Below are 22,650 nucleotides of genomic sequence, written 5' to 3'. Positions count from 1 at the left end.
GGGCGGGCGCCGCCGGGGTACGACGGCGCCCGACCTCGGCGTTCAGGATCGTAAGGGGCCGAACCGCCTCCGGGGCGTGACGGTGACGCATCCCACACCCCGCTGCCCCTTCGGCAGCCCGAGCGTCGTCAGTGCGCGGCGAGCGGGTAGTGGTCGGAGAGGTCGGTGTAGGTGTAGCTCTTGCCCCAACTGCTCACCGTCCAGGGCGCGCTGTGCTCCCGGACGACCTGGTTGGTGTACTGCTGCGGGCGGGCGTGGTCGGCGCGGTAGAGCACGTAGTCGAGGTCCTCCTTGGGCTCGCCCGGGTAGCGGTAGGCGGCGATGGAGTTGTCGGCGGTGTCGAAGGAGTACGGCCAGCCGGTGCGGGCGGACGCCGGGGCGAGGTTGCCGTTGTCCAGCAGCGCCTGGTACTCGGAGCCGTGGGAGTCGATGTTGAGGTCGCCCGCGAGGACGATCGGCTCGCCGGCCGGGATCCGCTTGGCGTCGAGGAAGCCGCGCATCGCAGTGAGTTGCTTGGCCCGGATGTCCGCCGCCTGGCCGCTGGTGCAGCCCGAGTCGGTGGACTGCAGGTGGGTGCCGACCACGTGGGTGCGGCGGCCGTCGACGTCCAGCACCGCGTAGACGAAGCCCTTGTTGGAGAACCAGTCCGAGCCGCACGCGTCCTTGTAGACGTACTGTTCCTTGCGCAGGATCGGCCACTTGCTGAGCAGGGTGACCCCGCCGTCCTCGGGGGTGGTGGAGCTGTAGCTGCCGGAGGTGGCGTCCCAGCCACTCGTGGAGCGGCCGACCACGGGCGTGTGGTACGGGTACGCGGCCGAGGCCTTCGCGGTCAGCGCGTCGGAGGCCCCGTTGTCGAAGGCCTCCTCCAGCACGACCACGTCGTGGCCCTGGAAGAAGTCCGCCGAGGCGATCGCCTGCGCCCGGTACTGCTGGCCCCAGTTGGGGTAGAGCGTGGTGCTCATCAGGAACACGTTGTAGGTGAGCACGTCGAGCGGGAGCGCACTCTTCTCTGTCGACGTGGGGGCCGGCGCGCTCTCGGCCGAGGCGGGGGCGGCGCCGAGCGTGGCGAGCACGGTGGCGGCGGCACCGGCGGCGAGGGCACGGCGGACGGACGACAGCGGCATCTGGGCTCCGTGGGGCGTGTCGTGGACCCGTCGGGTCGCGGGATGTTGTGTATCCAACGTGCCGGTCGGCACGGACCGCAAGACGTCGGGCGAGCATTCGGTGAACCCGCCGGTAACACCCGCACGAACCAGCGGACAGGCGGTCACCGGACCGCCCTGCCTGCCCCCGCTCTTCCGGCCGTCGGGGGCTGCGGTCACACTGTCGCAGGCACGGCAAACGGGCAACGCAAACGGGCGCCGCAATGGGCACGGCAGAGGGCACGGAAAGAACGCACCACCGCACCACCGGACGGGGGCCACATGGCAGGCAGGAAGAAGCAGAAGAGACCGCTCGCCGAAGGGGCGGTCCGGCCGCCGAAGCGGGTTCGCAGGCGCCCGGCACCGAAGCTGTCGCCGCGGGCGGTCCGCCGGACGGCGTGGCTGGTCGGGCTGCTCACCCCGGTGCTGATGGTCGGCCTGCTGGCGATCGCCACCGACCCGGACTACCAGCTCCTCTGCACGATCCCCGCGTTCCTGGTGTTGTCGACGGGCATCATCGGCATGGGGTTCGTCCGGGCCCGCGGCTGGGTGATCTGGCCGGCCGTCCTGCTCGGTGTGCTGCTGATGGTGCTTCCGACGACGAGCATCCGCGCGCAGATCCTGTCCCATCGCGCGGTGAAGACCGAGGTCGTGGTCACCGGCGCCCACAGCGCGAAGGACCGGAGCGGGAAGGTGAGCTGGACCTGCGACATCCGCCGCGCCGACGGGCAGCCGCTGCCGCACGGCCAGGTCGGCGGCTTCGGCTGCTCGGGCAGGTCCGACGTCGGCACCGCCATGAACGTGCTGGTCGACCCGGAGGGCTGGGCCCCGCCGGCCTCGCTGGACGAGGACCTGTCCTTCCGCGGCGGCGGCCTCTACGTCACCGCCGCAGCCGCCGTCCTGTGGGGCCTGCTCACCCTGGGTGCGGCGCGCCGCACCCTCCGCGAGACGGCCGCGACCGCCGGTCGGAAGGGCCGCGGGTAGCGGGCGAGGAGGTCCCCGGGAAGTGATCCGCACCCCCCTGTTCCGGCCCGGGGGCGCAGGCGTAATCTGCGCCGTGTGAACGAACTGATCTTCCGGGGGAAGGACTTGTTCCGGCCCTCGTGGTCGAACCTCGGGCCGCTCCTCGTCGTGATCGTGCTCCAACTCGTCTTCGGCGGGATGAAGCTCGGCACCTGGGGCGCACTCTGGCTGCTCCTCGGGACCCTGGTGCTCGCCGTCCCGGCCTTCGTCCTGAGCTGGCGCTGCTGGAGCCGGGTCGGCGGCGACGGCGTCACCGTCTGCTGGGGTGTCGGCCGCGGCCGCACCTACCCGTGGCACGAGGTCCGTTGGATCGATGTGCGGGAGACCAAGAGCAACGGCTCGACGTCGTACGCGGCGCGGATCCACCTCACCGACGGGCGGCGCCGCTCGCTGCCGGGCCTGCAGACCAGCGCGATCTACCCGGCCGCGGACTTCGAGGTGAACTTCCGGCGACTGGTGAACTGGTGGGAGTACAGCACGGACGCGACGCAGCGGGTGAAGCCGGCGAAGCAGTTCCGGGACCGGCTGACGCCGACGGTGATCGGCGTGCTCGTCGGGATCGTCGTCGTCGTGGTGGTCTTCGTCGTCGTCGCCCTGCAGGGGCAGTAGTCGCGGAAAGCCGATCGGCCCCGGCTCCCATCGGGGAGCCGGGGCCGACGCGTGTTCAGGCGGCCTACGGCGAGGTCACTGCTGCCCGGGGTAGCCAGGCTGGCCGCCGTAGGGCGACGCCTGCGGCGGGTAGGGCTGGGCCGGGGCCGCCGGGTAGGCCTGCTGCGGCGGGTAGGGCTGCGCCGCCGGGTACGGCTGCTGCTGCGGCGGGTACGGCTGGGCCGGCGGGGCCGGGTAGGCCTGCTGCGGCGGGTACGGCTGCGCGGGCGGCGCCGGGTAGGCCTGCTGCTGCGGGAAGGGCTGGCCCTGCTGCGGGTAGGCCTGGCCGGGCTGCCCCGGGTACGGCATGCCCGTGGGCGCGAGCTCGAACGGCTGCGAGGACGGGTCGATCGACCCGGGCGGGAAGGCCGTGCTCAGCTGGTCCATCTCGGCCCGCCAGTAGCGGTGGATGTTCAGCCGGGTCGGCTTGGTGCTGGTGGGCAGCTGCAGGTACATCGAGCTCCAGATCGAGGCCCGCTTGACCCGGCTCACCGGGAAGGCGTTCCGCGGGAAGACCGCGACCACCTCGCCGGGGCGGTTGGTCCAGCGGCTGGCCGTGTTGACCACGATCGAGCTGTTGGTGAGCGTCAGGAAGTAGAACTGACGGGTCAGTGCGACGATCAGGCCGAGCAGCGGCACCTCGTCGAAGACCGCGTTGAGCCACGGGCTGGGGCCGGTCTCCACGTGCACGCACGCGATGAACGTCTCCCCCGGCGGCGCCACCTGCGAGAGCTTCTCGATGACCTGGGCCTTCTGCTTCGCCCGGCGTATTGCCATGCTTTCGGTACCTCTTACCCCGTCGTGTCCGCCGACCTTGCCCGGCGGGAAATCGGCTGAGGCTAGCAGGTGGTGGGCGGGCTCTGAACATCCCTTCTCGGCAAAGGTTTTGCCATGTTTCCGCTGGTCAGCGCGGCGGCCACCGCCATCGCCCGGCGGGCGGACGACGGATCAGGCCACATCGGGCGTTCTCGGGCCGGATTGGTTAAAGCCTGGGCCAAATAATCGTGTGACTACTTGCTGATAATGTGTTCACCTGTGTAGGCGCTGTGGCGCTGCATGCCGCAGGGGAGGAAAGGCCCGTCAGTCCGATCGGGCCCAGTCACACAGGAGTTGCACCATCAACACCGCCATCCGCAAGGCCGCTCGCGGTGCGATACCCGTCGCCGTCACCGCTTCCGTCCTCGCCACCGGTCTCGCCGCCTGCGGCACCGTCGAGCAGCTCTCCGCCGCCCAGAAGGTGTCCAAGGCCTTCGACAAGGTCGGTGACGGCAAGTCGGCCGGCTTCGCGCTCTCCATTGACGCCACCCCCGAGCAGATCGTCGCCTTCGCCAAGGCCACCGGGGAGAAGGGCGTCGGAGGCAAGGGCGCCGGAGGCAAGCGCGCCGACGGACAGATCGACGAGAAGAGCGCCAAGGCGCTGTCCGGGCTCACACTCGCCGTCGCGGTCTCCGCCGACAAGCCGCTCAAGGACATCGACGCCTTCAAGAGCGCCAAGGGCTCGGCCGCCGGCAACGACCTGACGCTCGACAAGTCGGTGCGCATCTCCTACGTGCTCTCCGACCGCAACGGCGCCGCGCTGCTGGAGTACCGCCAGGTCGACGCCAAGGGCTACCTGCACGTCGACGCCAAGGGCCTGGTCAAGCTCGTCGGCGAGGACCCGTCCCAGGTGGACGCCGTCAGCAAGGACCTGCCGCCGGACATGGGCCCGGTCAAGGAGGTGCTGGCCGGCACGTGGGTCTCGCTCGACCTCCAGGAGCTCGCCGACGAGGCGAAGAAGAACGACGGCAAGAAGGCCACCCCGAGCGCCGCGCCCACCGCCGACCCGGAGGCCGCCAAACAGCTCGTCAACTCGCTGAAGGACGTGCTCAGCCGCACCGTCACGTACGAGGACAAGGGCAAGAAGGACGGCGCCGAGCACATCTGGCTGAGCGCCCCGGCCCGCCAGCTGGTGGACGAGATGTTCAAGGCCGTCAAGCCGGTCGCGGACAAGTTCCCGCAGCAGTTCGGGAAGTTCCCGAGCCAGGCCCCGAGCGACGTGCCGGACCGCAAGGTCGGCGTCGACCTCTACCTGAAGAACGGCGCCTTCTCCTCCGCCACGTTCGACCTCGCCCAGCTGCAGGAAAAGATCGAGCCGGGCGTCAACTTCCCGGTGAAGCTCGCCTTCAACCAGTCGGCCCCGAACGTCCAGGTTCCGGCCGGCGCGGTGAAGATGACCAGCGCGGACCTGACGAAGGCGGTGCTCGGCCTCGCCGCCGGCCCCGGCGGCGGCCTCGCCCCGGAGGGCGGCCCGGCCACCGCCGCGGCACCGCTGACCGACGCCCAGCTCAAGGAGCTCGCCAAGCTCGGCGTCCCGGAGTCCCAGGCCCGCGCGTTCAACTCGCTCGGCATGAGCTTCGAGGACATCAAGGAGATCACGCAGGAGAGCTGATCCAGCTCGACCCCGCCACCACGACCGGCCGGCCGCACCTGCGGCCGGCCGATCGCGTTCCGCCCCTACACCGCCTGCACGGCACGCCTGGCCGACAACTCGACCCGGCCTGACCGCAGATGGCTGCGGTGACCGTCGGTGAACTCCAGCCGCAGGCTGCGGTCCACCGGGGCGGCCACGACGACGGCGCTCTCGACCGCGGCATAGGACGACTCGCGGTAGACCCACACCCGGTCCCCGACATGGAACTCCGCCGTCTCCGAGACGATCACCGCACCCACCTCCGGCTCCGCCGGGACCTTCCCACCGGGATGTACGGACGGGAGCCCCGGCGGACTCAGCGCGACGGCGGTCCAGGTACCCGCTGTCAGGCGTGGGCGGCGACGCACTCCGGGTGGCCCCAGCTGCTGCCGACCTTGGTGATCTTGTCGCCCTTGGCGTACGGGCGGCTGCACGGGCAGGTGCCGGGGTAGCGGGCGGCGAGGGTACGGGCGGTGCCCGAGGAGGCGCGCTTCGCCGGGCTGCCGGCCGAGGCGGTGCGGGTGGTGCGGGGCTTCGGGGCGGCGGCCGGGTCGGGCTCGGGGAGGTCGGCGGCGGTGCCGGAGGCGTCCCGCTGGGTGCGGGCGGCGTCGCTGGCGGCCTTGTCGGCGATGGCGTTCAGCGGGTCGCCGTCCACCTGGTGGGCCGGGACGTAGACGAAGGTGACGTCCCGGTCCTCCAGTAGCGCGTCGATCGCCTGGATCAGCTCCTGGTTGGCGACCGGCTTGCCGGCCGCCGTCTTCCAGCCGTTGCGCTTCCAGCCCTTCAGCCACTTGGTCACCGAGTCGCGGGTGTAGGTGCTGTCCAGCCGCACCTCCAGCGGCACGGCCGGGTCGGTCGCCGCCAGCAGCCGCTGCAGCGCCGTCAGCTCGCCCACGTTGTTGGTGCTGTGCCCGAGCGCCCCGGACTCCCAGCGCTGGGGCGCCCCCTGGGCGTCCGCCACCACGTACGCCCAGCCCGCCGGGCCCGGGTTGCCCTTGGCTGCTCCGTCACACGCTGCAATGACTCGTTCGACCATGCCCCGATCATGCCTGGTCGGGCAGCCGGGAACCAAAGCCGCTCGGCCGCACAGCCCGCTCAGGCCCGCAGGCCCGCAGGCCCGCAGTCCCGCAGTCCGGCGGTCCGGCAGTCCGGCAGTCCCGCGGAGAGCGACCCGACCTGGTGGGCGGCGAACGGCCGCTCCGGACTCGCCGTCGTCCCGACTCCGTGCTGTCGTAGGGCGCATGATCACTTCACCGCCGGCCCGCCTGGCCGTCCCGCTCGCGGCCGCCCTCCTCGTCTGCGCCGCCGGCGCCCCCGCCTGGGCGCTCCCGTACGACGTCACCGCCGAGCAGTGCCAGGAGGCCGGCGGCACCGTGCAGGGCGTCGGCTACTGCGTGGGCGCCGTCGGTGCGGACGAGTGGGGGGCGGACATCGACGGGCAGGGCGTCAACGCCTACCCGAACGCCGGGGACCGGTGAGCGTCCTCGACCGGTAGGCCCAGGATCGCCGGGTCCTCGGCGAGTTCGGCCAGCAGGGCGTCCAGCTTCGCGCGGTCGACCGAGGGCATCACGAAGACGTGCACGTAGCTGCGTCGGGTGGTCTCGTCGCCCGGGACCAGCAGCACGTCCTGGGAGGACAGCGACCACTTGGCCACCAGCTCCGGGCTCGGCTGGCGGAACCGCACGGTGACGGCGCCCGGGGTACGGGCCGGCCAGAGCTCGACGCCGAGCTCCTGCTCCATGGCGACCAGCCGCCGCTCCAGGTAGGCGGCGAGCTCCTGGGCCGCGCGGATCCGGTCCACCTGGTCCTGGTAGGAGTACCGGGACAGGTGGTCCCAGAGGATCAGCGGGGAGAAGCCGTTGCGGGAGCCGGCGAAGGTGGTGTCCGGCGCGCCGATGTAGTCCGGCTGGGACGGCGGCGAGATCTGGTACTTCACCTTCGTCATGTAGATCCCGCACGGCCACGGCGCACCGGCCCACTTGTGGCCGCTCATCGCGATCGAGGAGACCATGTCGACCTCGCCGCACTCGGCGCTGGGCAGCCGCAGGCCGAAGTCGAACTCGGGCAGCTCCACCTCGGGGGTCCAGCCGTACGCCCCCGGGTCCTGGGCGGCCAGGCGCAGGAACGGCGCGTAGCCGGCGCCGAGCGCGCCGTCCACGTGGATCCAGAAGCCGCGGCGCACGTCGACCAGCGGCTCCCCGGTCACCGGGTCGGTGCCGCAGACCACCTCGCGGCGGACCAGGCCGTACCGCTCGAAGATCGGGAGCAGCCGCTCGCAGACCGCGCGGACGTCGTCGTGGGCGCCCTTGAAGGTGCTGCCCAGGTTGAGGTTGACGAAGACCGGGTGGCCCTTGGCGGCGAAGAACTCGACGAGTGTGGCGAGGGCGTCGACGTCTATCGCGCCGGGGCCGTCCCAGGACAGGCCGGACGGCCCCGGGCTGGACGGCACCTCGGTGGGCCAGGTGCGGAGGCCGGTCACGGGGTCGACCAGCGGGCACTCGTCGGCGTACTTCTCCAGGCCCACGGCGTGGAAGGTCTCGACGCCCAGGACGCGGACGGCCTTGGCGAAGGAGTAGTGGGTGTCCTCGGAGTAGAACGCCACCGGGTGGTGCGCGTTCGGGTTCGACCGGTCGGGCGTGGCCTTCACGTAGCGCAGCGCGTCGAAGGGGGTGGTCGGCGGCTGGATCAGCGCCTTGCCGCTCAGGTAGTCCCGGGCGTTCCAGAGGGCGTACATGTTGCCCTCGGTCGAGCCCATGGACAGCATGTAGCCCCAGTAGGACTCGGGGTCGGCCGGGTCGTGCGGGCGCTCGGCGTGCCACAGCTTCGCGTAGTAGTCGAGGACGGCCCGCTCGACGACCTTGGTGTTGGGCTTGTAGCCGCCGCTCTGGAACGGGTCGCCGAGGTTGTTGATGTTGTTGGGCATGAACCGGGCCAGGTCCAGCGCGGTGCCCTGCATGTCCTGGGTGGCCTGGTACCCGACCAGGTGCTTGCGCTTGCGGGTCAGGTACTCGTCGACCGCGTCGAGTGCGCGGAGCCGCTGTGCGTCGTCCAGTCCGCCGGCCGGGAGCGCGAAGTCGCCGCCGGCCAGCTCCGGGCCGGGGTCGACGGCCGTCGGGGCGGCGGCGTCCGGGTCGGCGGCCGGGGCGAAGGTGGCGGACGCGGTCGGGCTCATGGGCAGGGCACTCCGGGCTCACGGTGGGTGGCGACGGGCGTTCGCCGGTCGCGGCAAGGATGGAACCTTTCGCCGCCCACGGGAAGCTCCTCCGAAGAACATTCGACCCGGGGCCGATCAGGTTTGCGAATCTGCGGAAACGGCTGCCATCCTGGCGGGCATGCCGAACAATCCGCAGGCCCGGCGGGCACCGGTCGACGACGTGGACCGGGCGATCGTCCGCGCCCTGGCCGACAACGCCCGCCTCCCGAACAACGCCCTCGCGGCGGCCGTCGGCATCGCCCCCTCCACCTGCCTGGCCCGGGTCCGGGCGCTCCAGGAACGCGGCATCATCCGCGGCTTCCGCGCCGAGCTCGACCCCGCCGCGATCGGGCTGCCGCTCCAGGCGATGATCTCGGTCCGGCTCCGCGCCCACACCCGCGAGCAGAACGAGAGCTTCCGCAGCACCGCCCCCGACCTGCCCGGCGTCCTGGCCGTCTTCCACATGGCCGGCTCCGACGACTACCTGCTGCACGTCGGCGTCGCGGGCCCCGAGGCGCTGCGCGACTTCGTGGTCGACCACCTCACCACCCACCCGGCGGTCGCCCAGACCCGGACCAACCTGATCTTCGAGCAGATACCGGGCCGCCGCTACCTCGCGCCCGGACGCTGAGCGTCCGTCGCCCTCGGGCCACTGACCACCGGAGGCCGTCGAGTCAGCGGATGGTGCCGAGTCACCGGATTCCGTCGAGCAGGGCCCGCACCGTCGCGGTCGCGAACTCGTCCAGGGTGGCCGGACGGATGGCCTCGGCCGGGCCCTCACCGGCGTAGAAGAGCTCCAGGAAGGCGCGGTGGAAGCAGGCGCCGATCAGGAGCATCGCGGCAGCGTCCGGGTCGACCGCCGTGGAGACGCGGCCGAGCCGCTGCTCGGCGCGCAGGTAGTCGGCCAGGTGCACACCGACGTGGTGCGGGCCGGAGTCGCCGAGCTTGGCGCGGTGGGCGGCGAGCAGCTCGGGGCTGGCGAAGAGCGATCCGGCCATGGGGAACGACTGCCGGTAGAACGGGACGGCGACCCGGACCACCGCCTCCAGGTGCTCGCCGACCGTGTCCTCCCCCGCCCGGCCGGGCAGCTCGGCGACGGCGGCCGCGAGACGCGGGGCGCGTTCGCGCAGGACACGGACGAAGATCTCCTCCTTGTCCCGGAAGTGCTTGTACAGCGCCGCCTCCGAGCAGCCCGCCTCTCGGGCGATCTCCTTCGTGGTGGCCCGGACGAGCCCCACCGTGCCGAGCAGGCGGGCGGCGGCGTCGAGTACCCGCGCCCGGGTCAGCGCCGCCCCGGTGAGCGGCTCGGTTCCGTCATGTCCGTCATGCGTCATGGACGTGATCCTACCTTGACAGGTGGGTGAGTACTCACTCACCATCGAAGAAGAAGGAAGTGAGCACTCACCCACCCCCGGGAGGGGTCATGAAACTCGCTGTTCTGGGCGCCACCGGCGGCGTCGGCCGCCATCTGGTCGCCCATGCGCTCGCCGACGGACACCACGTCACGGCCGCCGTCCGCGACCCGGCCCGGCTGACCGTCCACCACGACCGGCTGACCGTGGTCAGGGCGGACTCCCTCGACCCCGCCTCCCTGAAGCCGGTGATCGAGGGCGCCGACGCCGTCCTCTCCGGCATGGGCCAGGCCGGCCGTTCCGATCCCCTGAAGCCCGCCTCGACCTCCGCCCGCGCGGCGGCCACCGCCATGGCAGCCGTCGGGGTCCGGCGCCTCCTCGTCGTCAGCGCCGCGCCCCTCAACCGCGCCGGGACCGGCCAGGCCTTCGCCACCGCGAAGCTGTTCGGACCCCTGCTGTGGGCGGTCCTCAAGGACGTGTACACCGACCTCGAAGCCATGGAGCGCGTCCTGCGCGACAGCGGCCTGGACTGGACGGCCGTACGGCCCCCGCGCCTCACCGACAAGCCCGGCCTGGGCCGATACCGCCACGCCGTCGAGGCCGGCCCGGCCGGCAACAGCATGCCCCGCGCCGACGTGGCCCGGGCCATGCTGGACTTCCTCCCCGACCCGGCCACCTACCGCCACGCCGTCGGCATCAGCTCCTGACACCCGCCGCCGAGCCCCCGGCCGCCGACGGTCGGGCCCGCTACGGTGCTGGCGGACGGAGTCCCGGACTGCAACGGAGGGCGCAATGACGGACACGGGTTTCCCCGGGCGGGGCGAGCCGGAGCAGAGCTTCGAGGTGCGGGTGATCGGGCGGGTGGAGTCGCCGTTGTTGGAGCGGGCGGGGGCGCCCCGGCAGGGGGACGAGGGCGGGCCGGCCGCGTGGGTGGCGTTCGACGCGTCGGTGGGACGGGGGCTGCGGGACCTGGCGGTCGGCCAGGAGGTGCTGCTGCTGACCTGGTTGGACCGGGCCGACCGGGAGGTGCTCGCGGTGCATCCGCGCGGGGAGCGCTCCCGGCCGGAGACCGGGGTGTTCGCCACCCGCTCGCCGGACCGGCCCAACCCGATCGGGCTGCACCGGGTCACCGTCCTGGCCGTGGACGGCCTGCGGCTGCGGGTCAGCGACCTGGAGGCCATCGACGGCACCCCGGTGCTGGACGTGAAGCCGGTGCTGCCCGGGGTCGGCGAGCGGTAGCGGGCGAACGGCCGTCAGGCGGGCCGCGCCGCCGTCAGGTGGGGCGAACGGCCGTCAGGCGGGCCAGCGCAGGACCGCGCCGAGGCCTCCGGGCGGGCCGGGGACGGTGTCCGGGACGAGCAGCGCCTCGGCGCCGGAGGCCGCGCCGGCGCGCAGCAGGGCGTCGGCGGCGGGGGCCTGCGCCGGGTGGGCGACGCCCATGCTACGCAGGTCGGCCCGGTGGACGCCGAGGTGTTCGGGTTCGGGACCGGTCCACACCGGGCGTTCCGGGTCGTGGCCGCTCGCCTGCAGGAGCAGCGCGGCGAGCTGGTGCTGCCGGGCGGCGCTCACCACGGCGGGGATGCCCCGGGCGGCCGGCCCGGGCGCGGTCTCGGTGCCGGCGCTGTCGGTGCCGTGCTCACCGGGGCGGCCGACGGCGGTGTGGAAGGTTTCCAGCACCTCGGCCAGGTGCCGGGCGCGGTGGTCGTCCCAGGCTTCGGCGAGGCGCCGGCCGAAGGCCTCGCCGATGTTCCCGTCGGACCGGCCGCTGCCTTCCAACTCGACGGTCAGGGACTGCAGTTGCCTCGGCAGCCGGTCGTGGACGGCCCGGCGCTCACGGGCGTCCCCGGTGAGGACGAGCAGGCGGGCGCCGCTGTCCGGCCAGACCCGGGCGAGGTGGTCGGCGATGATCCCGGCGGTGCGGTCCCAGGTGTCCTCGACGCGGTGCCGGTAGTGCCACTCGTAGCGGTCGGCGGGCGGGGCGCGGTGTCCCCGGCCCTGCCACTGCGGGCTCTCGACCGTGCCGAGCGGGTCGCTGCGGCCGAGCTCGTACCGCTCGAGCGTGGCGCCGGTGCGGTCGACGGCGGCGAGCAGGCAGGCGGGCGCGGCGTCGTCCAGCAGGCCGACCAGCGGGCTGGTGTGCGGGAGCGGGGCCCAGGTGGCGGCCACGTCGGGCGGGGAGACGGCGAGCGGGACGTCCAGGGCCACCTCACCGTCGGCTGCGAACAGCGCCCGCCCGGGCGGGGAGCCGGCGGCGGGTTCGGCGGCCAGGTGGTCGCGGACGGCCGCGCAGGTGTCCTCGTCGGTGCCGGCGTCGGCCAGCCGCCGCACGGCGGCGCGGTCGATCAGCGCCCGGCGCCGGACGGCGTCCTCGGTGGCACGGTCGGTGTCGAGGTAGACGGTGGCCCAGGGGCCGGGCCGGTCGAGCAGCGGGGTGAGGAACGCGAGGTCCATGGTGGCCTCCCGTGGTGGATGGGCAGGCTCTACGGGCTTGTCCCGGTGCGCTCGCCCCGGTGGGGCGGCTGCCGGGTCCGCCGTGGACGGCTTACTCGGGGCACCTACCCGCCTGGGCCCGGCGGACACCGCTGCGCGGGCATCCGCAGCTCGCACCAGACCGCCTTCCCTGGGCCCAGCGGGCGCCAGCCCCAGCGCCGGCTGAGCCGGTTCACCAGGAACAGTCCGAGGCCCCCCGATCCGTCGTCGCCGTACGGTGCCCGGGGCATCGGCGGGCGGCGGCTGGGGTCGCTGACCTCGATGCGCAGCGCGCCGTCGCTCCGGACGAGCAGCAGTGCGCCGGGGCCGGCGGTGTGGCGCTGCGCGTTGCCGACGAGTTCGGAGACCAGCAGCACGGCGTCGGCGACCACGGCCCGGTCCGGCACGTCGGCCAGGAACCGGGCGGTGACGGCGCGCGCCTCGGCCGCCGCCCCTCGCCGGCCCGCGAGTGGCAACCGCACCGCTTGCGCGGCCGGGCCGACGGAGGGCGCCCGGGCCCTCGACATGCGATCGCCTCTCCTCCGTGCCGACTCGACGGGCTTCGGTCCGTGTGCGGGCTTCGGTCAGCGGCCGAACAGATGACGGATCCGGCCTCCCGGTTGTGGTGACGCCTCCCGGCCACCCTGCTCGGCGGCCTGTTCCTCTGACGGCGGTTCATCCGGCCGCGCGAACCCCTCGTCGGAGCCCGGCGCCTGGGCGGCGCGGTCGCCGTAGGCGCGTTCGTCGTTGGCGCGGCGGTCGTCGTAGGAGCGCTCACCGTAGGCCCGTTCGTCGTAGGCCCGTTCATCGTAGGCCCGTTCGTCGTTGGCGCGCCGGTCGTCGTAGGCCCGCTCGCCGTCGACCGGCGCCGTGCGGTCCGCAGGGGCGGACCGCCGTACCGGCTCCACCCGCTCGACGGGCTCCACCGGCTCCACCGGTTCGGCCTCCCGGTACGCCACCCGGCGCCGTGCCGGTCGCGCCGCACCCACCGCACGCCCGGCCCGCCGGGTCGACCGCATCAGGGCGAGGCCGAGGCAGAAGAGCAGCGCGAGGGCCACGCCGGAGAGGAAGACGCCCAGAGTGTTCAGCGTCACGAGGTCGTTTCCCAGGATCGTGACCTGGTAGTCGGGCCCGCCGGAGAGGTTGTCCGCGATCAGCAGCCCGACGAACGCGCCGGACGCCGACATCAGCAGAAGTCCTAGCAGCAACATGGGGGTCCCTTCCGTCCCGTTCTGCGCCCCCGACAGGTCGCGCCTACCCGGACCGTGCGGTCCGTAACGGGCCGTGTCCTGCGGCCCCCGGTGCTGCCCCGTGGCCCTACTCGGTCTGGACGGCGATCAGGCAGGTGTCGTCGTCGGTGTCGGCGGGGCTGAGTTCGAGCAGCCGGTCCAGGTACTGCTCCAGGTCCGGGCCGGGGGCTCCGGCCGCGCGGATCAGCTGCTCGACGGATTCCTCGACCGGGCGGTCCCGGCGCTCGACCAGCCCGTCGGTGTAGAGCAGCAGGACGTCCCCGGGGTCGAGCCGGGCGGTGCTCTCCCCGTACTGGGCGTCGTCCAGGGCGCCGAGCAGCACGCCGTGCGGCAGGGGCAGCACGTGGGCGCCGTCGGCGCCGAGCCGGATCGGCGGCAGGTGGCCGGCCCGGGCCCAGCGCAGCTCGCCGTCGGCCGGGTCGAGCAGCACGCAGACGGCGGTCGCGGTGACCTGCCCGGGTTCGCGCAGGGCGACGGCGTTGGCCCACTCCAGCAGCCGGCCCGGGCCGGCGCCGGTGACCGCGAGGCCGCGCAGGGCGTGCCGCAGCGCGACCATCCCGGTGGCCGCGCCGACGCCGTGTCCGGCCACGTCGCCGACCGCGAGGAGCACCCGTTTGTCGGGCAGCGGCATGACGTCGTACCAGTCGCCGCCGACCCGGTCGCGCTGGGCGGCGGGGCGGTAGCGGACGGCGGCGTGCACACCGGTGACGCCGAGCGGAGGCGGTGCGGCCGGGAGGATGGCCTGCTGGAGCCGCAGCGCCAGCTGCTCCCGTTCGGCGGACTCCTGCTCGCTGTCGGCGAGCCGCTCCCGGGTGGCGCCGAGCGCGACCTCCGTCCAGTGCTGGGCGGACACGTCGTGGTAGGCGCCGCGGATCGCGGTGAGCTGTCCGGCGTCGTCGAGTACGGGCTCGGCGATCACCCGGGTGAAGCGGTGGGTGCCGTCGGGCCGGTCGAGGCGGATGACGGCCGAGGCGGTGCGGTGGCGGTGCCGGACGGTGTCCAGCAGGCGGCGGATCGCGGGCCGGTCGTCCGGGTGGGTGTGCCGCGCGAGCCGGGCCAGCGGCACCGGCGCCGCGTCCGGCGGCAGCCCGTAGAGCTCGCGCAGCCCGTCGCTCCACCGGATCCGGCCCTCGACCGGCCGCTCCTCGAAGCCGGCCACCCGGACGAGCCGGTGGGCCTGGCGCAGCAGTGCGGTCCGCTCGTCCTCCTCGGCCCGCTCGTCGTCCAGCTGCCAGCACACCAGCAGTCGGCCGCCGAGCGGGACGACCGCGAGCAGGGCGGCGGCGGGGCCGGCGGGCCCGGTGTCCTGGAAGGCCAGCCGGACTCGTTCGGCCGGGCACGGCGTGCCCGTCTCGTAGGCGTGGACCAGGCGGTCGAGCAGGCCCGCCGCGCAGGCGACCGGGTAGGACTCCAGCAGCGAGGCGCCCTCCAGCGTGTCCCGGGGGCGGCCGAGCGGGTCGCGGAACCGGGCGTTGAACCGCCGGATGGTGAAGTCGACGGCCCGGTCGTCCCGGACGACGGGTTCCAGCAGCAGGGCGGGGGTGAGCAGCCCCTCCAGGAGGGCGGCGGTCTCCTCGGGCGTCACGGGCTCGCGGGGCGGGCCGAGCAGGGTCGTGCAGAGGTCGGCGAGCGCGTACAGCCGGCGGTGCTGGGGCGGGCCGAGCGCCGGGGCGGAGCCGGACCAGACCAGCTCCAGGGCGCCCCGGCGGCGGCCCTGGTCGACCAGCGGGAGGACGGCCCGGGCGGAGCCGACGCCCACCGAGGGCGCGTCGGTCCCCGGCTCACCGGGCCACAGCGCCACCCCGCCGCCGATCACCCACTGCGCGGGGGTGAGGACGCCGGGCGGCACCCGGTCCCAGGCGGCGGTCTCGTCGGCGGACAGCCCGGCGTGCGCGGCGAGGGCGAGCACGCCGCCGGGCAGCCGCAGCCAGACGGCCACGGCACGGGCGCCGAGGGCCGCGCCGGTCTGGTCCAGCACGGCCTCGGCGGCGCGCTGCAGGTCGGACGCGGCGGCGAGCGCGGGCGCGACGGGCGGGCCGGTGTCGGGCAGGTCCGGGTCGAGCGCGTCGAGGTCGGACGCACTGCCGTCGGACGTACCGAGGTCGGACGTACCGACGTCGGGTGCACCGAGGTCGCGCGGGTCGGCGCCGGGGGCCCCGAAGGTTCCCGCCTCGGGGGCCGACTCCGGGGCCGGCTCCGGCAGCCCGGCGATGTCCGCCGCCAGCCCGGCGACCGGCACGCCCGCCTCCCGGGCCAGCCGGGCGAGGTACGCGGCGGCCTCGGCGACCCGCAGGCCGAGCCGCTCGGCCAGGATGCCGGTGGCGAGGTCGACGGCGGCCCTGGTCCGCGCCTCGGCGTGTGCCCGGGTGGCGGCCCCTTGCAGCCGCCGGACAGTCTCGGCCAACGCCCGGGCCGCGCGGTCCGCGGCCTCCCGCGCCGCGTCGCCCGCAGGTTCCTGCCCCGCGGCGGCGCCCACGGGCTGCGGCTCCGGGCGGTCCGCGGGTTCCCGCGCGGCGGTCATGGCGGGTCCGGTCGGCTCGTGGTCACGAGGCGTCCAGCCGGGTCCGCATGCGGTCGAGCAGGTGGACGGTGTCGACCGGCTTGGTGACGTGGTCGTCGGCGCCGGCGGCCAGGCTGCGGTCCCGGTCGCCGGGCATGGCCTTGGCGGTGACGGCGACGACGGGCAGCCGGTCGAAGCGGGTGTCGGCGCGGATCGCCTCGATGGCCGCGTAGCCGTCGAGTCCGGGCATCATGACGTCCATCAGGACGAGGTCGGTCTCCGGGTGGGCACGCAGCAGGTCGAGTCCGGCGCGGCCGTCGTCGGCGTGCAGGACGGTCAGCCCGTGCTGTTCCAGGGCCGCGGTGAGGGCGAAGACGTTGCGGATGTCGTCGTCGACGATCAGCACGGTCCGTCCGGCGAGCGGGTCGGCCCTCGGCGGGGCCGCCGGGTCCTGGACGGGATCCGCTCCTTGCGCCCCCGCCTCCCCCTTCGCCGCCGCCTCCCCCACCGCCGACGGCCCGTCGTCGAGCAGCCGGATCAGCCGCTCCCGCAGGTCGTCCAGTCCCCGGGCGCGCTCCACGCTCCCGGGTGTGTCGCCCTCGCCGCCGTACCCGAGCACGGGTGTGCCCACCGCCGCGGCCTCCGCCAGGGCGGGTGCGAGGCCGGCGGAGCGGGCGAGGTCGAGCAGCACGCACCGGTACGGGCCGCCGGCGAGCGCGTCCCGCAGCGCGGCCTCGTCGCCGACCCCGTCGACCCGCACCGGCGGTGCCGATCCGCCCAGTTCGGCGGCGGCGGAGCGGGCGAGCTGGGAGAGCAGGGCCGGCGGGTCCGGCTCGACCACCAGGACCTGCGGCGCGGCGTGCGGGTCGTGGTCCGACGGCTGTTCGGGGGCGCCGAGCGGCAGGTAGAGGGTGAAGCTGCTGCCCCGTCCGGCGGTGGAGCGGACGGTGATGGTGCCGCCGAGCAGCCGGGCGAGTTCCCGGCTGATCGACAGGCCGAGGCCGGTGCCGCCGTAGCGTCGCGCGGTGGAGCCGTCGGCCTGCTGGAAGGCACCGAAGATGGTGTCCAGGTGGTCCGGGTCGATGCCGATCCCGGTGTCCTCGACGTGGAAGGCCACCGCCGCTTGCGGGCGGCCGAGTTCGGGCGGCAGGTCCGGCCCTTCGGCGCGTTCGATCCGCAGTTCGACCCGGCCGGCGTCGGTGAACTTGACGGCGTTGGAGAGCAGGTTGCGCAGTACCTGGCGCAGCCGGGCCTGGTCGGTGACGATCCGTTCCGGGACCGCCGGGCCGACGGTCACCTCGAAGGTGAGGCCCTTCTGGTCGGCCAGCGGCTCGAAGCCGGACTCCACGTACTCCAGCAGCTCGCGCACGGCGAAGGGTTCGGGGGTCAGCTCCATCTTCCCGGCCTCCACCTTGGAGAGGTCGAGGATGTCGTTGATGAGCTGGAGCAGGTCGGTGCCGGCCGAGTGGATCACGCCCGCGTACTCGACCTGTTTGGGGGTGAGGTTGCCGCCGGTGTTCTCGGCGAGCAGCTGGGCGAGGATGAGCAGGCTGTTGAGCGGGGTGCGCAGCTCGTGGCTCATGTTGGCCAGGAACTCGGACTTGTACATCGAGGCCAGGGTCAACTCCCGTGCGCGTTCCTCGAGTTCCTGGCGGGCCTGCTCGATCTCCAGGTTCTTCGCCTCGATGTCGCGGTTGCGCTGGGCGAGCAGGGCGGCCTTGTCCTCCAACTCGGCGTTGGAGCGCCGTAGTTCCTGCTGTCCTTCCTGCAACTCCTCGGAGCGGGCCTGGAGTTCGGCGGTAAGCCGCTGGGACTCGCCGAGCAGCTCGTCGGTGCGGGCGTTGGCGAGCAGGGTGCCGATGTTGACGCCGCAGGCCTCGGTGAACTGCTCCAGGAAGTCGCGGTGGACCTCGGTGAAGGAGTGGACGGAGGCGAACTCCATGACGCCGATCAGCCACTCCTCCAGCGCGATCGGCAGGACGACGACCGAGCGGACGTCGGCGGCACCCGCGCCCGAGGCGACGGTGGCGTAGCCGGGCGGCAGGTCGTCCACGAGGACGGTCCGCCGGGTGCGGGCGGCCTGTCCGACCAGGCCCTCCCCCAGCCGCACCCGCCGTTCCTCCCCGGCCGGGCGGCCGTAGGCACTGATCAGGGCCAGCTCGGTGCCGGCTTCGCCCTCCACGGCGAGGAAGAACGCGCCGTACTGGGCGCCGATCAGCGGGGTCAGCTCGTCGGTGATCATCTCGGCGACGGAGCGGATGTCCCGGCGGCCCTGGATGGCGGCGGAGAAGCGGGCCAGGTTGGACTTCAGCCAGTCCTGCTCCTGGTTGGCCAGGGTGGTCTCGCGCAGTGACCCGACCATGGCGTTGATGTTGTCCTTGAGCTCGGCGACCTCGCCGGAGGCGTCCACGCTGACCGAGCGGGTGAGGTCGCCGGCCGCGACGGCGCTGGTGACCTCGGCGATCGCCCGGACCTGCCGGGTCAGGTTGCCGGCCAGCTCGTTGACGTTCTCGGTGAGCCGCTTCCAGGTGCCGGCGACCCCCTCCACCCGGGCCTGGCCGCCCAGCCGGCCCTCGCTGCCGACCTCGCGGGCCACCCGGGTCACCTCGGCGGCGAACGAGGACAGCGTGTCCACCATGGTGTTGACGGTGTTCTTGAGCTCCAGGATCTCGCCGCGCGCGTCCACGTCGATCTTGCGGGTCAGGTCGCCCTCGGCGACGGCCGTGGTGACCTGGGCGATGTTGCGTACCTGGCTGGTCAGGTTGTGCGCCATGAAGTTGACGTTGTCGGTGAGGTCCTTCCACGTCCCGGCGACGTTGGGTACCCGGGCCTGGCCGCCCAGGATGCCCTCGGTGCCGACCTCGCGGGCCACCCGGGTCACCTCGTCCGCGAACACGGACAGGGTGTCGACCATGGTGTTGATCGCGTCGGCCAGGGCGGCGACCTCGCCCTTGGACTCGACGGTGATCTTCCGGGACAGGTCGCCCTTGGCCACGGCGGTCGCCACCTCGGACATCGAGCGGACCTGGCCGGTCAGGTTGGAGGCCATCACGTTGACGTTGTCCGTGAGGTCCTTCCACGTCCCGGAGACGCCCCGGACGGTGGCCTGGCCGCCGAGGTTCCCCTCGGTGCCGACCTCGCGGGCCACCCGGGTGACCTCGCCGGCGAAGGCGGACAGCTGGTCGACCATCGTGTTGATGGTCTCCTTCAGCTCGAGGATCTCGCCGCGCGCGTCCACCCGGATCTTCTGCGACAGGTCGCCCTCGGCCACGGCGGTGGTCACCGAGGCGATCGCCCGGACCTGGGCGGTGAGGTTGTCGGCCATGACGTTCACCGAGTCGGTCAGGTCGCGCCACGTCCCGGCGACGCCCGGCACCTGCGCCTGCCCGCCGAGCCGGCCCTCGCTGCCGACCTCGCGGGCCACCCGGGTCACCTCGGCGGCGAACGAGGACAGCGTGTCCACCATGGTGTTGACGGTGTTCTTGAGCTCCAGGATCTCGCCCCGAGCGTCCACCTCGATCTTCTGGGTGAGGTCGCCGCGCGCCACCGCCGTGGTCACCTGGGCGATGTTGCGCACCTGCCAGGACAGGTTGCCCGCCATCGCGTTGACCGCGTCGGTCAGGTCCAGCCAGGTCCCGGCCGCGTCCGGCACCTGCGCCTGGCCGCCGAGCCGCCCGTCGGTGCCGACCTCGCGCGCCACCCGGGTCACCTCGGAGGTCACCCGGGCCAGCTGGTCGGCCATCCCGTTGAAGACCTCGGCGATCTCCCCGAGCACGCCCGGCCGGTCCGGGGCGAGCCGGGTACGGAAGTCCCCGTCGCGTACGGCGGTCAGTCCCGCGAGCAACTGCCGCAGCGCCTGCTCGGCCGGGTCGGCCGCCGCGGCGCCGGGTACCGGGTGCTCGTCCATCCGTCCACCGTCCGGATCGCTCACACGGCCGGGGTGCGCCGTCCGGGCACCTCGGGTCCGGGGACGGCGGGGTCCACCGCCCTGCTCCCACTGTGCCACTGCGGGCACCGGGGCCGCAGGTGGGGCAGGCGGTGCGGGCCGGGGCAGGCGGGCAGGCCGGGGGAAGGGAAACGATGCAGGCGGCCCGGACGGGAGCCGCGCCGGGCGGGCTCAGTCCGGCACGGCCTCGCGGATCACGAAGGCGTCGGTGACCCCGGTGAGTTCGAGCATGCGCAGGATCAGCGGCCTGGGCCGGGCCAGCTCGAACCGGCTCCCCTCGAGGGCGGCCCGGGCCTTGGACCGGAGCAGGGCGTTGAGCCCGGTGGAGTCGCAGAACTCCAGCCCGGCGCAGTCGATCACGATGACGGCGGCCGGCCCGGCGAGGGCGCCCTCGACGGCGGACCGCAGGTCGGCCACCGAGTCCAGGTCCAGCTCGCCGTAAAGGACCAGCACGGTGCCCCGGGCCCACGGCCTGGCCTCGACGACGAGCCCTTCGACCCGATCGGCGGCCGGGTTCCCGGCCCACTGCGGGCGCTTCGTCATGAGCCTCGGGCTCCTCTCGCCGCGTCCGGGCCCCGGAGCCCGGTGCTCCCTGCCCGCTGACGCCTGCGACAGCGCGGTTATCCCGTTCGGGCCGAAGGAAACACCCGAGGCCGCGGACGGGGCGGACGGGAGGGACAGCTGCGGCGCCGAGGGGCAGCCGTCAGCCCCGGACGGAGCCGACGGGCGGGCCCGCCACCTCCAGCCAGACCAGCTTCCCGCCGCCCTCCGGCTCCGAGCCCCAGGACCGGGAGAGCCGGTCCACCACCCGCAGCCCGTGCCCGCCCGGCCGACCCGGGTCGGCGTACGGGCGCAGCCTCGGCGGCACCGGGCTCGCGTCCGCGACCTCGACCCGCAGCCGCTCGCCGTCCCAGCGCAACCGCAGCTCACGCGGGCCGCCGGGGGCGTGCAGACAGGCGTTGGTGACCAGCTCGGAGACCATCAGCAGGACGTCCTCGACCACCAACTGCCGCTCCTCGTCGGCGGTCGGCAGCCAGTGCCAGGACCGCAGCACCTGCCGGCTGAACGCACGGCTGCGCTGCACCGCACCGGCGCTGCCCGCGAGCATCAGACGCCGGATCTGCTCCGGTCCGGGCAGCTCGCCGTCGCCGAGCCGGTCCACGGCCGCCCTCCTCACGTCCGCTCGGGCGGAGCGGCGGGCCCGGCGGTGCCCCGCGGCGCCTTGAGCGCCGAACCGAGGTCGGGGTGGATCCGCAGCACGGTGTCGGCCCCGGTGACCGCGAGGAGCCGCGCCACGACGGGGCTCGGGCCGGCCAGCTCCAGCCGCAGCCCGGCCGCCTGCGCGTCCAGGTGCGCGCGGAGCAGGACGTTCAGGCCGGTCGAGTCGCAGAACCGCAGGTCGGTGAAGTCGATCACGATCCGTTCGACGCCGTCCGGCGGTGGCCCGGCGAGCGCGGCGCGCAGCGCATCGGCCGTGTCGTGGTCCAGTTCCCCGGCCACGGTGACGACCCGTACCGGGCCCTCGTCGGCCACCGCGACGCGCAGGTCGCCGAACGCGTGGTCTCCGGCGGGCTCGCAGGGTTTCTCGGATGGCCCCTCGGATGGCCGTGGCATGGCTCGCTCCCGGTCGGGTCGGGACGGCGGTGCGCCGTCGGGACCATCATCGCGCGCGCCCTGGCGGGCCGCGCGGACGGCCGTCCCCGGACCCGGCCGCCGCCTAGCGACGGCCGGAAGCGCTGTCCGTCGGACGTCCACGACCCGCGTCTGCCCCGGCTCGCCGTGGCCACACCGGCAGAACCGCCGAGGCCGGACGTCAGGGAACCGCGGGGCCGGACGTCAGGGAATCCCTGCCGGACGTGACGGAACCGCGGGGCCGGACGTCAGAGCGTGCCGTGACGGGGAAGCCGCCCCGGTGGCGGGGCCGGTGCCGCACGCACACGGCCGCCACCGCGAGAACCCCGAGAGGGCACGCGGGAGAACCCCGAGGAGGACGAGCCGCCCGTGACCGCAGCACCGCCGGGCACCAGCTCGCCCAGCGGCTCGCCCCGCTCCTCGACGGCCGGTCCCGTCACCGGGTGGTGGTCCTGGGCCTCGCCCCCGGCGGGCTGCCGGTGGCCGCGGAGGTCGCCGGGGCCCTGGACGCCCCGCTCGACGCCGCAGTGGTCCGGCCGCTGGTCGTCCCCGGCTGCGACCACCCGATCGGCGCGATCGCCGACCGCGACCCGCCGCTGTTCGACCGGTACACCCTGACGATCCTCGGTGTCACCGCGGCGCAGCTCGGCGCGAGCGTCCAGCGCGAGCGCGTCGAGGTGCACCGTCGCGAGTCGCTGTACCGCCAGGGCCGGTCCCGGCACCCCCTGCACGGGCGGACCGCGGTCCTGGTCTTCGACGGCCTGACGGACGCGCTCACCGCCCGCGCCGCCGTCCACGCCGTCGCCGCCGAACACCCGGACCGGCTGATCCTCGCGGCGCCGGTCGGCGACGCCCGGATCGCGGCCGACCTGCGGCGGGACGTGGACGAGCTGGTCTGCCTCCACCTGCCCCGCTACGCGCACGCCGGCCCCTGGTACGACGAGTTCCACGACGTCACCGACCGCGAGGCCGCCGTCCTGCTGCGGCGGCACGCCGTGTCCGTCCTCCCCGGGTCCGTCGGCGAACGGACCTGAGGAGGCCTCACC

The 22,650-nt window shown here is 74.2% G+C and carries 22 protein-coding genes; 8 read left to right on the top strand and 14 right to left on the bottom strand.

Annotated elements, in window-relative coordinates; genetic code table 11:
• Positions 1–128: 128 nt before the first annotated feature.
• A complete protein-coding gene (sph, locus tag ACZ52R_RS28590) occupies positions 129–1,124 on the bottom strand; it encodes a sphingomyelin phosphodiesterase (RefSeq protein WP_465754407.1) in 996 nt (331 codons plus the stop codon).
• Between the two features lie 300 nt (positions 1,125–1,424).
• Between sph and ACZ52R_RS28585 the strand changes: the two genes are divergently transcribed.
• Both ACZ52R_RS28585 and ACZ52R_RS28580 read left to right on the top strand, forming a co-directional pair.
• Positions 1,425–2,126, top strand: a complete 702-nt coding sequence (locus ACZ52R_RS28585; protein WP_465754406.1) for a hypothetical protein — start codon at positions 1,425–1,427, stop codon at positions 2,124–2,126.
• 75 nt (positions 2,127–2,201) lie between these two features.
• Complete coding sequence (locus ACZ52R_RS28580; RefSeq protein WP_465614840.1) at positions 2,202–2,774, top strand: PH domain-containing protein; 573 nt, start codon at positions 2,202–2,204, stop codon at positions 2,772–2,774.
• Positions 2,775–2,849: 75 nt separating this feature from the next.
• Here the strand turns inward: ACZ52R_RS28580 and ACZ52R_RS28575 are convergent, their stop codons facing one another.
• Positions 2,850–3,590, bottom strand: coding sequence for a hypothetical protein (locus tag ACZ52R_RS28575; RefSeq protein ID WP_360501766.1), 741 nt, complete (start codon positions 3,588–3,590; stop codon positions 2,850–2,852).
• Positions 3,591–4,050: 460 nt separating this feature from the next.
• Here ACZ52R_RS28575 and ACZ52R_RS28570 point away from each other — a divergent pair, with 460 nt between their 5' ends.
• Positions 4,051–5,241: a hypothetical protein gene (locus ACZ52R_RS28570; RefSeq protein ID WP_465754405.1), complete on the top strand. Its 1,191-nt coding sequence runs from the start codon at positions 4,051–4,053 to the stop codon at positions 5,239–5,241.
• A 65-nt stretch (positions 5,242–5,306) separates the two neighbouring features.
• Here the strand turns inward: ACZ52R_RS28570 and ACZ52R_RS28565 are convergent, their stop codons facing one another.
• Both ACZ52R_RS28565 and ACZ52R_RS28560 read right to left on the bottom strand, forming a co-directional pair.
• Positions 5,307–5,513 carry a hypothetical protein gene (locus tag ACZ52R_RS28565; RefSeq protein WP_465614838.1) on the bottom strand — a complete coding sequence of 69 codons (207 nt, stop codon included), beginning with the start codon at positions 5,511–5,513 and terminating at the stop codon, positions 5,307–5,309.
• A gap of 95 nt (positions 5,514–5,608) precedes the next feature.
• Positions 5,609–6,298 (bottom strand): ribonuclease H family protein, encoded by a 690-nt coding sequence (locus ACZ52R_RS28560; RefSeq protein WP_465614837.1) that lies wholly within the window; start codon positions 6,296–6,298, stop codon positions 5,609–5,611.
• A gap of 205 nt (positions 6,299–6,503) precedes the next feature.
• On the opposite strand from ACZ52R_RS28560, the gene ACZ52R_RS28555 reads away from it, so the two are divergent.
• The gene (locus ACZ52R_RS28555; RefSeq protein WP_465754404.1) at positions 6,504–6,740 is read left to right on the top strand and encodes a hypothetical protein; all 237 of its coding nucleotides are present in this window, start codon (positions 6,504–6,506) and stop codon (positions 6,738–6,740) included.
• Here the strand turns inward: ACZ52R_RS28555 and ACZ52R_RS28550 are convergent.
• A complete protein-coding gene (locus tag ACZ52R_RS28550; protein ID WP_465614835.1) occupies positions 6,716–8,434 on the bottom strand; it encodes a PLP-dependent aminotransferase family protein in 1,719 nt (572 codons plus the stop codon). The two genes, ACZ52R_RS28555 and ACZ52R_RS28550, sit on opposite strands and share 25 nt — an antisense overlap.
• 160 nt (positions 8,435–8,594) lie before the next feature.
• On the opposite strand from ACZ52R_RS28550, the gene ACZ52R_RS28545 reads away from it, so the two are divergent.
• On the top strand, positions 8,595–9,086 hold the full coding sequence (locus tag ACZ52R_RS28545; RefSeq protein WP_465754403.1) for an Lrp/AsnC family transcriptional regulator: 492 nt from the start codon (positions 8,595–8,597) through the stop codon (positions 9,084–9,086).
• 61 nt (positions 9,087–9,147) lie between these two features.
• On the opposite strand, the gene ACZ52R_RS28540 is transcribed toward ACZ52R_RS28545, so the two are convergent.
• The gene (locus ACZ52R_RS28540) at positions 9,148–9,789 is read right to left on the bottom strand and encodes a TetR/AcrR family transcriptional regulator (RefSeq protein WP_465614834.1); all 642 of its coding nucleotides are present in this window, start codon (positions 9,787–9,789) and stop codon (positions 9,148–9,150) included.
• Positions 9,790–9,878: 89 nt separating this feature from the next.
• Between ACZ52R_RS28540 and ACZ52R_RS28535 the strand changes: the two genes are divergently transcribed.
• Complete coding sequence (locus ACZ52R_RS28535; protein ID WP_465614833.1) at positions 9,879–10,514, top strand: NAD(P)-dependent oxidoreductase; 636 nt, start codon at positions 9,879–9,881, stop codon at positions 10,512–10,514.
• Between the two features lie 85 nt (positions 10,515–10,599).
• Entirely contained in the window at positions 10,600–11,046 is a 447-nt protein-coding gene (gene tsaA / locus ACZ52R_RS28530) for a tRNA (N6-threonylcarbamoyladenosine(37)-N6)-methyltransferase TrmO (RefSeq protein WP_360501742.1), read from the top strand.
• 54 nt (positions 11,047–11,100) lie between these two features.
• On the opposite strand, the gene ACZ52R_RS28525 is transcribed toward tsaA, so the two are convergent.
• From ACZ52R_RS28525 to ACZ52R_RS28490, 8 genes are all read right to left on the bottom strand, one after another.
• A complete protein-coding gene (locus ACZ52R_RS28525) occupies positions 11,101–12,258 on the bottom strand; it encodes a baeRF2 domain-containing protein (RefSeq protein ID WP_465754402.1) in 1,158 nt (385 codons plus the stop codon).
• A gap of 104 nt (positions 12,259–12,362) precedes the next feature.
• Complete coding sequence (locus ACZ52R_RS28520; protein ID WP_465614831.1) at positions 12,363–12,803, bottom strand: ATP-binding protein; 441 nt, start codon at positions 12,801–12,803, stop codon at positions 12,363–12,365.
• Between the two features lie 57 nt (positions 12,804–12,860).
• Positions 12,861–13,487 carry a hypothetical protein gene (locus tag ACZ52R_RS28515; protein ID WP_465614830.1) on the bottom strand — a complete coding sequence of 209 codons (627 nt, stop codon included), beginning with the start codon at positions 13,485–13,487 and terminating at the stop codon, positions 12,861–12,863.
• A gap of 106 nt (positions 13,488–13,593) precedes the next feature.
• A complete protein-coding gene (locus ACZ52R_RS28510; RefSeq protein WP_465754401.1) occupies positions 13,594–16,047 on the bottom strand; it encodes a PP2C family protein-serine/threonine phosphatase in 2,454 nt (817 codons plus the stop codon).
• A gap of 22 nt (positions 16,048–16,069) precedes the next feature.
• Entirely contained in the window at positions 16,070–19,933 is a 3,864-nt protein-coding gene (locus tag ACZ52R_RS28505) for a HAMP domain-containing protein (protein WP_465754400.1), read from the bottom strand.
• 210 nt (positions 19,934–20,143) lie between these two features.
• The gene (locus tag ACZ52R_RS28500) at positions 20,144–20,515 is read right to left on the bottom strand and encodes an STAS domain-containing protein (RefSeq protein WP_465660664.1); all 372 of its coding nucleotides are present in this window, start codon (positions 20,513–20,515) and stop codon (positions 20,144–20,146) included.
• Between the two features lie 160 nt (positions 20,516–20,675).
• Positions 20,676–21,134 (bottom strand): ATP-binding protein, encoded by a 459-nt coding sequence (locus tag ACZ52R_RS28495; protein ID WP_396288247.1) that lies wholly within the window; start codon positions 21,132–21,134, stop codon positions 20,676–20,678.
• Positions 21,135–21,145: 11 nt separating this feature from the next.
• Complete coding sequence (locus tag ACZ52R_RS28490) at positions 21,146–21,586, bottom strand: STAS domain-containing protein (RefSeq protein ID WP_465614826.1); 441 nt, start codon at positions 21,584–21,586, stop codon at positions 21,146–21,148.
• 461 nt (positions 21,587–22,047) lie between these two features.
• Between ACZ52R_RS28490 and ACZ52R_RS28485 the strand changes: the two genes are divergently transcribed.
• Positions 22,048–22,638, top strand: coding sequence for a phosphoribosyltransferase (locus tag ACZ52R_RS28485; RefSeq protein WP_465754399.1), 591 nt, complete (start codon positions 22,048–22,050; stop codon positions 22,636–22,638).
• Positions 22,639–22,650 lie beyond the last annotated feature (12 nt).

The sequence above is a fragment of the Kitasatospora sp. NPDC034023 genome (assembly GCF_055575795.1).
This window is presented reverse-complemented; position numbering and strand designations above follow the sequence as displayed.